We start from the raw sequence: 14,130 nt of genomic DNA on the forward strand, positions 1-14,130 counted from the left end.
AAACTAAAATTCCAAAGCTTTATACTCTATAGAAATGATTTCAAATTCACTCTCGCCTTTTGGCAAACGAACTTTAAAGTCATCTCCTTCTTTTTTACCAAGCATAGCTTTAGCAATAGGCGAACTAATAGAAATATAACCTTTTTCTAAATTTCCCTCATTGACTCCTACTAAAGTATAAGTGCTTTGCTTTTCACTTTCTAAGTCTTCTACAACAACAGTAGAGCCAAATTTTACACTATCGTGCTCATAAGAAGATGGATCGATAATTTGTGCTCTTGAGATCAAATCACCAAGTTCAGCAATCTTACCTTCTATAAAAGCTTGTTTTTCTCTAGCTGCATGATATTCAGCATTTTCTTTTAAATCACCATGGCTTCTTGCTATATCAATTTCTTCTACAACCTTTGGGCGCTCAACTTTTTTTAAATGCTCTAATTCTTTTTCTAATTTTTCATAACCATATTTGCTCATAGGTTCTTTTTGCATTTTTATTCCTTTAAATTTCATATAGTATTTTTGCAATATTTTTGGCACTTGCAAATTTTAAATAAGATTTCAAAAAAGAAATTTTATCAAAAAATCCTTGATAATCATAATCTAAATAAGCATTATATAAATTTTTTACATTGACTTGTTCTTGTAAAAATTCGGGATTAAGCTCATCTTTTTCTGCAAAATCTAAAAATATATTTGCAAGTCCTATGTGTTTCAATTTTACAAATATTTTTGCTATAAATATATCTATAGCCTTAGCCTTATAAGCAAGCACAAAAGGAGTGCCAACTAAAGCTGCTTCAAGTGTAGCCGTGCCACTACAAATAAAAGCAAAATCAGCTTTTTTAAGTACTTTTGGAGTATTGCTTTCTATCTTAAATCCATCTATATCACCATAAAGATCTAATTTTTCTAAGTTAAATTTAGGAACACAAAGTATTTTTTCACCATTAAATTTAGCGCTTAATTGCTTAAAAATAGGCATTAAACGCTTTATTTCGCTTTTTCTTGAACCTGGTAAAAAAGCTATAATTTTTTCATCATCTTTTTTTGAAAGTGTATTTTTTACATCATCTTCACTCTTAAATTCTTTTATTTCATCTAAAAGCGGATGTCCTACATAAGTGCTTTTGCTAAAAAATTTATCATCAAAAGGTAAAATAGAAGCTAATACATCAAAATGACTTTCTATAATGGGAATGCGTCCTTTTTTCCAAGCCCAAACTTGTGGCAAAATATAATAAATTCTTTTTATTTTAGAATTTGCTTTTTTCAAAGCCTTAGCAAATGGTATATTAAAAGCTGGAGAGTCTATACATAAAATAGCATTTACATTTTTTTCAAAACTTAAATTTACAAGCTCTTTTATAGCTTTTTTTGCTTTAAAAATAAGCGGTAAAATCTCTATAAAACCCATAGCGCTAAATTCATGTGAACTATATAAAGGCTTAGATTTTAAATCAAATTCTTTACATAAATTCTCATCATAAATTCCGACTAAATCAAATTCTTTATACTCATCTTTATAAGCTTTTAAAACTTCTTTTAAATGCAAATTTGCTGATGGCTCTAAGGCGCAAACTAAAAAGGTTTTCATTTAATTTCCTAAAATAACTTTATATGCTTAATTATAAATTCTAAATCAACTTCGCTAGAAATGTCTTTATTATACAAAGGTATTTCTAATATATTAAAATCCTTAAAAAGCTTTCTTGCAAGTTTTAAATTTTGCAAACTTATCTCAAATCTAGTTTTAAAAAATTCATCATTGCTATTAGGTGGAATTTTATTTATGATTATCGCAAAAGGAGTGATATTTTCTATGTGCAATTCCTCAATAGCTCTTAAAGTCTCATTAATAGGCAGTTTTTCTAAATTTAAAACTAGTAAAATAGCACATTGATTGTTATCTTTTAATATATTTAAAAATTTAGAATACCTTAAATGCCTATTTTCAAGATTATCCTTTAAAATGTCTTTGCCTTCTATATTGCCGATGATATTTTGTAAATTTGAGTTTTTTTCTCTTTGTTTTAATAAAAGCTCACTCCAAATTTTTAAATTTTTTGGCATTTTAAATAATCTTAAAGTATGGCCAGTTGGAGCTGTATCTATGATGATATGATCAAAATTTGTATCCTCGCTTATAATTTTTATAAGTTTATCAAACATAGCACTTTCTTGAGCAATAGCACTTTCTTTGACTATTTTATAGTAATTATCAAGCATTTCATAAGAATTGGGACTTATAAGCTCTTTGGTTGCTTTGCTTACATTTTCTACATACTCTTTTGCTTCTTTTTGTGGATTTAACTCTAGTATTTGTAAATTTGTATTGAATTGATTATTTTTTTCTATATCAAAAATATCTTTTAAATTATGTGCAGGATCAGTTGAGATTAATAACACTTTTTTGCCACTTAAAGATAACATCTTTGCTATAGAACTAGACATAGTGCTTTTACCCACGCCACCTTTGCCACCTACAAAAACCACTCTTGGAAAAATCATAAAATCAATACCTTAAAATTATACTTAGTCTAAAAATCTATAAATATATTTTATCTAAAAAAATTATTAGATAAAATATTTACTTTCACACAAATTTCACTTTATTTTGCGACAATTTACAAATATTTATACCAAAACATTTAAAATTATGGAGAATTTTATGGTTAAAAGTTATATTTGGACCTTTGTAAATAGATTTGTACATGTTTTACTTATAGTACTTCTTGCTTTGGCATATTTATCTTCTGACTTTGATAGTTTGTTGTATTATCATGCGCTTTTTGGAGTTTTATTTGGTGTAGTGGTATTTTTTCGTATTATTTGGGGTTTTGTTGGGACTAGGTATTCTTTATTTAAAGATTTTAATTTTAAGGGTGTAAAAGAATATTTAATTTCTATTTTAAAAGACAAGAAAAAATTCACAGGCCATAATCCAGCCTCTAGTATAGCTATAATTTCCATGCTTGTTTTAGGAATTTTAATCTTCATTACAGGTATGATGGCTTTAGGAGTTGAAGAAAAAGCAGGATTTTTTGCGAATTTACATTTTGGATATGGCTATAAATTTTTCAAGCATTTACATGAAATTTTTGTCAATATCTTTGTTTTTATAGCTATAGTTCATATAATAGGCGTTTTAATAGATAAATTTTATAATAAATGTGATGCTTTAGATTCTATGATTTATGGTTATAAAACAACGCAAAAAGATGAAAGCGTGTCTTTAAATATTTTTCAAAAATTATTATTTGCTATGTTTTTAATATCGCTAGTTGTATTATTTTTTTACTTACTTGATCCAAATAATAAAATTATAGGCATAGATCAAAATTCTACTTTTGTAAGTAATTTTTTATATCAATAATAAGTTGTTGTTAAAAATTTAACAACAACATGAGCAAGGAAAATTATCAAAAACACTATGCTTTAAGCCCATCTTTGTATGCCATTTATGGAATTTTGGCGACAAAATAGGCATAAGCTCTAAAGTTTGTAGCATAAAAGGATTTTCTATACCCATAAGCTCTGAAAAAGTGATGATCATAAAAAAATCATCGATTTCTTCTTGCTCTTTTTTTATAGCTTTTCCATATTTAGAAAAATAAAATTCTTCTAATTTTTTAGAAAAGCTATAAAATGCTTTCATTTATTATCACTTAAAGTTTTACTTATGGTTGATAATGCTGATAAAACCACCATTATAGTAACAATTAAAACTAAAATATCAATTACCAATAACAACCAATTACCTTGATTATAAAATTCAAAAACTTTTATCGAAGCACCCCAAAATGCCATGATCAATATAAACACTAAAGGGACTAAAACGACCAAAGATCCACCTATTTTTTTATTTTTAATCAAAATAACCGCTATAGTTAGCAAAGTTAGCGAAGCTAGTATTTGATTTGTCGCACCAAATAAAGGCCAAATCGCAACTTCATTTTTACCGCCTTCTCCTATACCATTCATCGCCATTATAAAAGATATACCCACAGCTAAAATAGTCGCAATAACATTTTTTCTTAAAAAAGGAATTTTGTAAATTTCACCCCATTCTTGGATGATATATCTTTGAAGTCTTATACCAGCATCCATAGTTGTAGCTGCAAACAAAATAAGCATTAGCGAAAATAAAGTAGAAGCTGCTTCAAAAGAAAGTCCAGTAGCATTTGATACTATAGCTCCACCACCAGAAGCAAAATTACCCGCACCAGGTTTGAAAAGGCTTGTCCATGTATCAGGATTTAACCCAGCATTAGCACTTAAAAGTCCAACCCCAGCTACACAAGCTATAATTGTCCCTAAAGCCAAACTTCCTTCTCCAACAGATCCTAAATACCCAACAAATCTTACATCACTCTCTTTGTTGATTTGTTTAGAAGTAGTTCCACTTGCTACTATACCATGAAAACCGCTTATAGCACCACAAGCTATAGTTATAAACAAAACAGGTATGATCAAACTATAATCTCCAGCTTTTATAGCAGGAATGATATCAGGAGCTAAAACAGTAGGATTTACTATAATAATAGAGCCATATAAAAGCATCAATCCTATGACAAGTTGAACCCCATTTACATAATCTCTAGGTTGCAATAGCATCCAAACAGGCAAAATAGAAGCAATTCCAGCATATATAAATAAAATCACAACCCATTGTCTTAAAGAATCAAGCCCTGCTACATTTTCAGGTAAATTCACAGGATAAGCAACGCCAATTGGCACTAAAGCATATAGTAAAACAACAGCTACTATGGTAACTAAAGCTAGATTCATTTTAAATCTATATATAGCCTGACCCATTAACAAAGCTATTAAAATCGCACCCCAAGCAGGTATGATAGTGGTTGGATACTCCACTGATTCTTTTGCTATGATAACACCAAATGCAGCATTTACCATTAAAAGAACTAAAAATATCACCACCATAAACAATTGCCCAATTTTTGTTCCTATGACTTTTTGGCAAACATTGCCTATGGATTTTCCTTGATTTTTGACACTAGCCCATAAAGCTGACATATCATGAATTCCAGCAAAAAACACCGTTCCTAACACAACCCACAAAAATGCTGGCAACCATCCCCATTGAACAGCTATAGCAGGCCCTACTATAGGTGCAGCACCAGCAACAGCGGTAAAATGATGTCCCCATAATACAAATTTATTTGCAGGGACATAATCAATCTCATCTCTAAATTCATGAGCAGGAGTGATGTTTTTATCATCAAGTTTTAGGATATATTTGGCTACAAATTTAGAATAAACAAAATAACCAAATACAAACATAACAACACCAATAATCAACAAAATACTAGCACTCATATAACTCCTTTTGTGAAATTATATTGATTATACCATTTTTGTTATACAAATTCTTTCTATCAGTAAAAATACATAAATTTTTACTGATATTTTAGAAAAACTTACTCTAAAGGTTGAGCATTCATTAATGCTGGTGTTAAAATCATAAGTTCATTTAATTCAGCAAAAAATACTGGATCAATAGTGCAAAAATCTAAACCGAAACGCTGCTCGATAGGAACATTTGGATTATAAAAAGTAACTATACACTCATCACTATTTAAAACCAAAGATCTTATTTGAACAGCTGAAGTTGTAGTAGGCATAATAGAAAAAACCGTTTCCATTTCTCCTTTTTGTAAATCTATACTGCAAGATTTCCCTACAAAAAAGCCACTTGGTGCAATGGCTAAACATATATCTTTATCACTTGGATGAGTAAATTGAACATAACCAAAAGGCAATCTATCTGCCATTTTGTCTTTTTCCTTTAATTTTTCATTTAATTGAATTTCTTTTACTATCCAGTTTTGATCTCTAAGATCTTGAGAGGTTTCCCTAAAAGGACTCAAAGTTATACCTGTTTCTAAAGATCTAATACTAAGCATTAAAGTAGAATCAGTTGATTCCATCTCAGCAAACGCAAAATTAAACATTAATAAAAATATAGCAATAACTTTTTTCATATTAAACTTTCAAAATTTTCTAAAATTTACAGGATAATGATCTGATGCTAAAAAGGTTCTAAGTCCAGCAAACATCAACACAGCTGACAATAAAGGTGGAGTTTGTCTCATAGCATTTCCCACTATAGCATAATCAATCGTTCTTCTAGATGTAGTTTGTGTAAAACTAGGCGGGTAAAACACACTCACTCTTCTTAACAAATCTCTATCTAACAATCTTAAAGTATCCAAAGGTTCTCTATTAAAATCACCTGCAACCATCCAGTTTATATTTGGCCTAGTTCTAAAATAATCATCAACTGCTGTTACTAAAGCACCCGCATCAGTCCCTCCAGAAGCAATAGCATGTATATTTAAAAAAGCTTCATTACCTATGCGAATACCTACTATAGGACGCGATGCTACTGTTGGAGGTTGTATTACAATTACCTCATCAGCCATTTGCCTGCTAACGATTGCAAAATTGACACGATTTGCCCCCACATCTATACGAGAATAATAAATAAACACATTATTTGGACGCGATAAGGTTCCTAAATTCCAAGTATATTCATCTATAGGAATTCCCCCAGGTTGCACATGTCTTTGAGTCATAACCGCAGTAGAAGGTAGCGTCCCAGCTTCTTGAACCATTAAAATATCTAAAGGATTTTCTCCTGTTATTAATTGTCTTATACTTATAGTCCATTTGCTTTCTGTGGTTGCAGCTGATGAACCTTGCAAATTCCAAGTACCTATATTATAATTTTCAAATCCTGCAAAAGCATATACAAAACTAAATAATATTAATAATATTTTTTTCATTTTTCACCCTTTCTATAAAGTGGTTTTGCAGTAAATGGAGGTGCAGTTATATACCATTGCTGATCTAAATTTGACTCTCCTTTTTTAACACATTTTGTAAGAAAAATCTGACTAACCTTGTCAAAATCTCTAAGCGGATCTTTTATAAAAGATTGTAAGCACAATTTGGTGGCTAAATTTTGAATTTTAACAGCTTTATTATCAAATGGAATTAAAGTCCAAAATTGAGCTTGATTGCTAGGATCACAAGTATAATGCACCACTCCGCCTTTATAAGCATTTAAACAAGTTCCTGTTCTAGCATTTTTAATCATAACCATATTTTTTGGAAATTCTATTAACTGCCAAGCTCTAGCATTGCCAAAATTTTTACTATTTAACAAAGTATAACCCCAAATCCAATTACCTGGATTTAAATTTGACATTACCAAAATAGTTCCAGCTGGATTCATAATAGTTACAAAATCACTCGTCACACCACTACTTTCAAATACCCCAACTTCATTGAATTTCCCTTCGCTAGTTAGCCTTGGTTGAGGATTTTCATTTGTGTTAGATGGATTTGATTTTAAAATTGGTGGATGGGGTGGAATTTTAACCTTAGAATTAGAAGTTGAAGTCGTAGGTCTAATTTCCTTTGCAGGTTTGCCTGGAGCATTACCTAATTTTAAAGGATCATCATCATACATATCGCCCAAAGATCTACCTAAAGGATTTAAATCTTCTTTGGAAGAACAACCCAAAACTAGCATTACAAAACAAAAAATCATGAAAATCTTTTTATTCACAAAAAAACCTCCTAAACATTTTTAAAATTCATTATAAAATATTAATAAAACATAAATCGACAAATTTTTAATAATAATTAAAAATTTAAATATTTGCTACAATAACATATTTAATATTAAAAAAGGAAAAAATATGGGTATAGTTGAAAGATTTATAAACTACACAAAAATAAACACTACAACAAGCAGAGAAAATGGAGCTAAAGGCATAATGCCATCAAGCCCAAACCAAACAGATCTTGCAAAATTACTTGAAAAAGAACTACAAGAATTAGGCTTAAAAGACATAAAAAGAAGAGAAAGCACTATCACAACAGCTCTTTTACCAGCAAACACCCAAAATGCTCCTAAAATAGCTTTTTTTGCACATTTAGATACAAGTATGGAGCAAATAAATGATACCAAAGCTCAAATTACACATTATAAAGGCGGAGATATTTGTCTAAACAAAGATTTAAATTTATATCTAAAAGAAGATGAATTTAAAGAACTTAAAAATTATATAAATGATGATATCATCCATACAGATGGCACGAGTTTATTAGGAGCTGATGATAAAGCTGCTATTGCTGCTATAATGGATATGTTAGAGTTTTTTGTAAAAAATCCTGATATTAAACATGGAGATATTTATGCTTGTTTTTTACCAGATGAAGAACAAGGCTTAAGAGGTGCCAAAGCTTTTGATATAAAAGAAATAAATTCAGATTTTGGATATTGTTTAGATTGTTGTGAAATAGGCGAGTTTATATATGAAAATTGGAACGCAGGTGATTGCGAAGTCGAATTTATAGGCAAATCAGCTCATCCTATGAGTGCTAAAGGAAAACTGATAAATTCTTTAATACTAGCTCATAAATTTATATCTATGCTACCAAATGGAGAAGCTCCAGAATATACAGAAAATAAAGAAGGATATTTTTGGGTAAAAGATTTAAAAGGTAATAGTGCTAAAACTATATTAAAAATAGATGTTAGAGAATTTGATGATGAAAAATACACTCAAAGAATGCAATTTTTACAAAATTTATGTGATAGTTTTAAAACTCTTTATGGAGAAGAAAGAATCAATATAAAATTAAGCAATAGATATAAAAATGTATTTAATTCTTTAAAAAGCACGGATTCTTTACCTATAAAACTTGCATTACAAGCTTATGAAAATTTAAATATAAAAACTAAAATCATCCCTATGCGTGGTGGATATGATGGAGCAGTATTATCTGAAAAAGGATTACCTTGTCCAAATATTTTTACAGGAGCACATAATTTTCACTCTATTTATGAATATTTACCAGTAAATTCCTTAAAAGCTGCTAGTAAAGTTATACAAGAAATTATCATACTAGCTGCTAAAGAAGTTTAAGCTTTTAAGCTTAAACTTATAATAACACAAAAGCAATCACTACCACTGAAATCACGCATCCTAAAGCTGTTCTTTTGACAATCTCTAAAGGACTAACCCCAGCAATAGCTGAAACGATAATACAAGCTCCCAAAATAGGAGAAAGATATCTTCCAAGCACAGCAGACATTGCTACAGCTGTACCAAGTTTAACTTGATCAAACCCAAGATCTTGAGCATGGATTGTTACTGCTTTATTAAACGCCATAGCAGCAGCATCTCCGCTTCCTGTGATCATAGCCATTAAAAATGGTATAAAAGTCCCACCAAAACGCACATAATGTTGCTCATTTTTAAGCCATTCTATGATTATATCTATTACCCCACATGCTTTAAGACCAGCCACAAAAACACTCGCTGCTATAATAATACCAATGATTTCAGCATAAGATTTTCCCATACCATTGAAAAATTCTTTTGAAATTGTATCAGGCTTACTCCAAGTTACAACTATAGCTATAATAGCTCCTAAAAGCATAGCTTCAGCCACGCCTATTTTAGAAGTCCAAGACAAAAATTCATACGCATGCAAAGGACTTGCACCTATTATCAAAATCGCCAAAGGCACCAAAGGCATTAAAGCGTATAAAATATTGACTTTTTCTATACTTTCTTCTTTTACATTTTGATTTGCTACTTCAAATGCTTTACCTTTTTGATAATCTTTAAAAATCAAAGCCATAATCATCAAAGAAATCATAACTATCACTCCTGCTGTTAGAGCATTTGGAGTTTGTACCAAGATTATTTCTTGTATATTTTTACCAGAAATTTCAGAGATTAAAGCTGTATGTGAAACCCCAGGACTTAAAATACCGCCTATAGTTCCACAAAGAACAGTAGCTGCTGCCATAGCAGGTTTTATACCCGAAGCCATTAAAAGTGGTATTAAAGTAGCTCCTACTGCAGCCGAACACCCAGCAGCTGAAGGTATAGCAATAGCTATGAAAAAAGTTACCATAAAAGCAAGTGGAATTAAGAAAAATCCTACATTTTTCAAAGGTGCTGTTAAAAGTTTTACCAAATGCTTATCACATTTTGTAACTTTCATCACAAAAGCAAAACCCATACTCGCACAAATTGCTTTAATCAAAGCAGGTTGAACCATAGCGTGAGTAAAAGCACTCAAAGCCTCTGTAGGTTTTAAAGAGAGCAAACACAAGATAAACCCTACCCCGATTAATGCTGTTTTGGTTTCTATTTTTTTTATTAGTAAATACACCACAGCAATAACACCTAAAATAGCAATTAAAAGATATAAAGCTTGCATTTATTTCCTTTAAATTTTATATTCACAATTAGTTTTTAAATATTCGATCTCAAAAGGATATTGTATTTTTAAAATATCATGATGACCTACGATTTTTAAAACATCTCCTTGCACTTTTAAGGCAGAACCTTCAGGGATGGCATATACTATATCTTTAGGATTAGTGATTAAAAATTCCTCCAAACGCTCTTCTCTGCTTTCTCCATTATGCCCAGCGATTTTACCACTTATAAAATGTGGATTGATTTGATGTTTAAACACGCCTAAACTATCAAAACTTTTTGGCATAATTATAGGCATATCATTGGTAGTCATTATGCTTTTTCCTGCTATATTAGATCCTGCACTCCAACCTATATAACAAGCTCCATTTATAATACGCTCTTTTAACACTTCTAATAAATCATACTCATAAAGCTTAGATAACAACATAAAGCTATTTCCACCACCCACTAAAAAAACCTTAGCATTTAAAATAGCTTCTTTTTTATCACTAAAATGGTGTAAAGATTTAATATTATCTTTTTTTAAACCATCTTTTACCTTAGCTTCATAAGCGTCATAGCTTCTTCTAACACCTGCATAAGGTATAAAAAGTATGTCCTCATCAATCGCTGCATTTTCTTTTAAAAATGTATCTATAAATTCGATAGTATGGCTTAAATACGGGCTATCTTTATAGCCAGAAGCACTAAAAAGTAGAAGTTTTGACATAGAATACCTTTTATAAAAATTTATAAAAGGTATTATACAAAAATTGTTTTTTAATATAAAAATTATTTTATATTATTTATTGTAGCCATATTTTTTAAAAATTTTATAAGCATCGTCAGTTTGTAAGAATTTTATAAAATCTTGTGTTTGTTTATCTGAATCATTTTTAGCAACCACATTGATAGTTCTATATACTACTAAATCTTTTTCTATACTTACTACATCACCAAAATCAGGATTTGCTTTAACCCAATCACTCCAAGTAATCCAAGCATCAGCTTTTTGATCTAAAAATAATTTTCTAGCACCACCGCTATTTGGAGTAAAAGCTACTATATTGTTTCTAAATTTTTTTATTGTATCGATATTTTTAGTTCTACCTATCATATCTTCCCAAACACCAGTACCAGAAGTATTACTTTTTCCAGCACCTTCAGGCACAACCACTTTTACATTTTTATTAGCAAGATCTTTTAAACCTTTGATTTTTAAAGGATTGCCTTTTTGAGTTAGTATAACAGCTTCTCTAAAATATAATGGTTGAATTTTTTTAGGATCAAAACTATCAAAATCAGTAGCTATTGCTAAAGCTGATTGATCAGAAGCGCCAAATAAAATATCAGCATCTTTTTTAGCTTTTTCAAACCAAGTAGCTTGAGGACCAAAATTTACATTTACTTTAACACCGGTTTTATCTTCATATACTTTAGCAACTTCTTTTAATGCAAAATGTGGACCACCAGGACCATACATATTAATATCAGCAAAAGACATGCTAGCAAAAACAGCACAAACACCAAATAAACTTAAAATTTTTTTCATTTTTCTTCCTTAAAATAAATTAAAAAAGTAATGATAAAAAATATTTGCAAATAAATAATTAAAAATATAGATATAATTTTACAAAAAATTAGGAAAAATATGAAAAGAATTCTACTAACTAATGATGATGGATACGAAAGCAAGGGTTTGATAAAACTAGCCAAAATGCTCAAAAAACACTTTAAAGCTGAAATTACTATAGTTGCTCCAGCAAATGAAAAATCAGCTTGCTCACATTCTATAACCTTAACCAAACCCTTAAGATTTCAAAAAGTAAAAAAAAGATTTTACAAACTCGAAGATGGCACACCTGCAGATTGTGTGTATTTAGCCTTACATGCTTTGTATAAAAATCACCTGCCAGATCTTATCATCAGTGGTATAAACAAAGGTGCAAATGTAGGAGAAGACATCACTTATTCAGGAACTTGCGCAGGTGCTATGGAAGCAGTATTGCATGGAATTCCTGCTATTGCTTTATCGCAATTTTATCAAGATGATCAAAAAGAATTAAATTTCAAACTCGCTCTTAATATAACCAAAAAAATAGTAAAAAAAGTTTTCAAAAAAGGTTTTCCTTTAGACAAAAAAGAATTTTTAAATATCAATTTTCCATCTTCAAAAACTAATTTCAAAGGTATAAAAATTTGCAAAGCGGGTAAAAGAATTTATAGCTATGAAGCTCACTCCAATATCAACCCAAGAGGTATTGAGTATTATTGGTTAGCTGCTGCTAATCTTGATCATGAAGATGAAAAAAAATCAGACATTACACTTTTAAAACAAGGCTATGCCACAATAACCCCTATAATGCTTAATCTAACAGCTTATAAACAAATGAAAAATCTCAAAAAATGGATGAAAAATGGATAGATACACGCGTATAAAATGGCTTGTTAATGAAGAAAATTTTATTAAATTTCAAAATACCAAAGTTTTAGTTTGCGGACTTGGTGGAGTTGGTGGAATTTGTGTTGATGCGCTTTTTAGAAGTGGATTTAGCAATTTAACTTTAATCGATGCAGATAAATTTGAAACAACCAATCAAAACCGCCAACTACATAGTGAAAATATAGGCAAAGAAAAGGCTAAGGTTTTTGAACGCATTTATAATGCTAAAGGTATAGTGAGTAAAATTGATGATGAGTTTTTAAAAAATTTTGATTTGAACGAATTTGATTTAATCATTGATGCAATTGATGATATACCTGCCAAAGTTGCTTTAGCCAACTTAGTTGATTTAAAAAAGCAAATTTTTATCTCATCAACTGGTGGAGCTAGGAAACTTGATCCAACACGCATTAAAACCACAAGCATCTTTAAAACTCATGGTGATGCCCTAGCTAAAAAATTCCGCTATGAACTTAGAAAGTCAGGCTTTAAAGGGGATTTTGATGTAGTATTTTCAGATGAAGAAGCTCATTGTAAAGATCTTGGTTCTTTTATGGGTGTGACAGCCTCTTTTGGACTCGCTCTAGCATCTTTAGCCTTAAGAAAAGTACTCAATAAAAAAAAATAAGTTCTTATGCTATATAATTAGTATTAATATAAATATAAGGAAACAAAATGAAAAAAATATTTTTGCTTTTTGGTCTTTTTTGCTCTTTTGCTTTGGCAAATGAAAATTTAAAAGATCTTTTTAAAGATTATAATGAAAGTGGAGTTTTTATAGCTTATGATGGTAAAAATTATTATAGCAATGACTTTAAAAAAGCAAACAAACGCATTTTACCTGCCTCTACTTTTAAAATTTTCAATGCCTTAATCGCACTTAATGAAGGTGTTGTGAAAGATACTAATGAAATTTTTTATCATTACAAAGGTGAAAAAGTATTTTTACCATCTTGGAAAAATAATGCAAACTTAGCTTTAGCTATGCAAAGATCACAACTACCTGCTTATAAAGAACTAGCTAGAAAAATAGGCTTAGAAAAAATGCAAAAAAACTTAAATAAACTTAATTATGGCAACCAAAAAATAAGTAAAATAGATGAGTTTTGGATAGATGATTCTTTACAAATTAGTCTTAAAGAACAAGCTACTTTACTTTTTAAGCTTGCCAATTTAACACTAGACTACCCTAAACATATACAAGAAGAAGTGATTAATATCATCAAGTTAAAAGAAAATGATCATTATGAACTTTTTGCAAAAACAGGTTGGGGTCTTAGACAATATGGACAAATCGTAGGTTTTATAAAAAGTAAAAAAAGTGACAAAATTTACGCTTTTGCTTTAAATATGAATATAAGTGATTTTAACAAGCTTTATCTAAGAGAAGAAATAGTACAACTGTATCTAGATCAATTATAAAAAGGATTTTAT

16 protein-coding genes are annotated in these 14,130 nt (G+C 29.9%); 5 read left to right on the forward strand and 11 right to left on the reverse strand.

Translation table 11 applies throughout. The annotated features are described in order from the left end of the window. Positions 1-3: 3 nt before the first annotated feature. From greA to CVOLT_RS06865, 3 genes are read right to left on the reverse strand one after another with little or no spacing between them, the layout of a single operon-like run. Positions 4-489 (reverse strand): transcription elongation factor GreA, encoded by a 486-nt coding sequence (greA, locus tag CVOLT_RS06855; RefSeq protein ID WP_039619215.1) that lies wholly within the window; start codon positions 487-489, stop codon positions 4-6. A gap of 10 nt (positions 490-499) precedes the next feature. Continuing rightward, positions 500-1,594 carry a lipid-A-disaccharide synthase gene (gene lpxB, locus CVOLT_RS06860; RefSeq protein ID WP_039666052.1) on the reverse strand — a complete coding sequence of 365 codons (1,095 nt, stop codon included), beginning with the start codon at positions 1,592-1,594 and terminating at the stop codon, positions 500-502. Between the two features lie 8 nt (positions 1,595-1,602). Then, on the reverse strand, positions 1,603-2,508 hold the full coding sequence (locus tag CVOLT_RS06865) for an ArsA family ATPase (RefSeq protein ID WP_039666053.1): 906 nt from the start codon (positions 2,506-2,508) through the stop codon (positions 1,603-1,605). A gap of 160 nt (positions 2,509-2,668) precedes the next feature. Here CVOLT_RS06865 and CVOLT_RS06870 point away from each other — a divergent pair, with 160 nt between their 5' ends. Then, the gene (locus tag CVOLT_RS06870; protein WP_052243194.1) at positions 2,669-3,373 is read left to right on the forward strand and encodes a cytochrome b/b6 domain-containing protein; all 705 of its coding nucleotides are present in this window, start codon (positions 2,669-2,671) and stop codon (positions 3,371-3,373) included. An 18-nt stretch (positions 3,374-3,391) separates the two neighbouring features. Here the strand turns inward: CVOLT_RS06870 and CVOLT_RS06875 are convergent, their stop codons facing one another. The 5 genes from CVOLT_RS06875 to CVOLT_RS06895 all read right to left on the reverse strand — a co-directional run bounded on the left by CVOLT_RS06875 (position 3,392) and on the right by CVOLT_RS06895 (position 7,576). Beyond that, a complete protein-coding gene (locus CVOLT_RS06875; RefSeq protein WP_039666054.1) occupies positions 3,392-3,655 on the reverse strand; it encodes a cory-CC-star protein in 264 nt (87 codons plus the stop codon). After that, a complete protein-coding gene (locus tag CVOLT_RS06880) occupies positions 3,652-5,337 on the reverse strand; it encodes a carbon starvation CstA family protein (RefSeq protein ID WP_039666055.1) in 1,686 nt (561 codons plus the stop codon). The genes CVOLT_RS06875 and CVOLT_RS06880 overlap by 4 nt, the downstream gene beginning before the upstream one ends. Before the next feature lie 101 nt (positions 5,338-5,438). Beyond that, the gene (locus CVOLT_RS06885) at positions 5,439-6,002 is read right to left on the reverse strand and encodes a cytolethal distending toxin, subunit CdtC (protein ID WP_039666056.1); all 564 of its coding nucleotides are present in this window, start codon (positions 6,000-6,002) and stop codon (positions 5,439-5,441) included. A 9-nt stretch (positions 6,003-6,011) separates the two neighbouring features. After that, complete coding sequence (locus tag CVOLT_RS06890; RefSeq protein WP_039666057.1) at positions 6,012-6,806, reverse strand: cytolethal distending toxin subunit B family protein; 795 nt, start codon at positions 6,804-6,806, stop codon at positions 6,012-6,014. Further along, the gene (locus CVOLT_RS06895; protein WP_084059220.1) at positions 6,803-7,576 is read right to left on the reverse strand and encodes a cytolethal distending toxin subunit A/C; all 774 of its coding nucleotides are present in this window, start codon (positions 7,574-7,576) and stop codon (positions 6,803-6,805) included. The genes CVOLT_RS06890 and CVOLT_RS06895 overlap by 4 nt, the downstream gene beginning before the upstream one ends. A 151-nt stretch (positions 7,577-7,727) precedes the next feature. On the opposite strand from CVOLT_RS06895, the gene pepT reads away from it, so the two are divergent. Further along, positions 7,728-8,960 (forward strand): peptidase T, encoded by a 1,233-nt coding sequence (pepT, locus tag CVOLT_RS06900; RefSeq protein WP_039666059.1) that lies wholly within the window; start codon positions 7,728-7,730, stop codon positions 8,958-8,960. A gap of 16 nt (positions 8,961-8,976) precedes the next feature. Here the strand turns inward: pepT and dcuC are convergent, their stop codons facing one another. From dcuC to CVOLT_RS06915, 3 genes are all read right to left on the reverse strand, one after another. Then, positions 8,977-10,269, reverse strand: a complete 1,293-nt coding sequence (gene dcuC / locus CVOLT_RS06905; RefSeq protein ID WP_012662076.1) for a C4-dicarboxylate transporter DcuC — start codon at positions 10,267-10,269, stop codon at positions 8,977-8,979. Between the two features lie 9 nt (positions 10,270-10,278). Next, positions 10,279-10,983 (reverse strand): dipeptidase PepE, encoded by a 705-nt coding sequence (gene pepE, locus CVOLT_RS06910; RefSeq protein WP_012662077.1) that lies wholly within the window; start codon positions 10,981-10,983, stop codon positions 10,279-10,281. A 72-nt stretch (positions 10,984-11,055) separates the two neighbouring features. Beyond that, positions 11,056-11,805, reverse strand: a complete 750-nt coding sequence (locus CVOLT_RS06915) for a major antigenic peptide PEB3 (protein WP_012662078.1) — start codon at positions 11,803-11,805, stop codon at positions 11,056-11,058. Positions 11,806-11,904: 99 nt separating this feature from the next. Here CVOLT_RS06915 and surE point away from each other — a divergent pair, with 99 nt between their 5' ends. From surE to CVOLT_RS06930, 3 genes are read left to right on the forward strand one after another with little or no spacing between them, the layout of a single operon-like run. Further along, a complete protein-coding gene (gene surE, locus CVOLT_RS06920; protein WP_012662079.1) occupies positions 11,905-12,678 on the forward strand; it encodes a 5'/3'-nucleotidase SurE in 774 nt (257 codons plus the stop codon). Then, entirely contained in the window at positions 12,671-13,324 is a 654-nt protein-coding gene (locus tag CVOLT_RS06925) for a tRNA cyclic N6-threonylcarbamoyladenosine(37) synthase TcdA (RefSeq protein WP_012662080.1), read from the forward strand. Before surE ends, CVOLT_RS06925 begins: the two co-directional genes overlap by 8 nt. A gap of 47 nt (positions 13,325-13,371) precedes the next feature. Further along, positions 13,372-14,118 carry a class D beta-lactamase OXA-493 gene (locus CVOLT_RS06930; RefSeq protein WP_012662081.1) on the forward strand — a complete coding sequence of 249 codons (747 nt, stop codon included), beginning with the start codon at positions 13,372-13,374 and terminating at the stop codon, positions 14,116-14,118. Positions 14,119-14,130 lie beyond the last annotated feature (12 nt).

It is taken from the genome of Campylobacter volucris, from assembly GCF_008245045.1.
GTDB classification, from domain to species: Bacteria; Campylobacterota; Campylobacteria; order Campylobacterales; family Campylobacteraceae; genus Campylobacter_D; species Campylobacter_D volucris.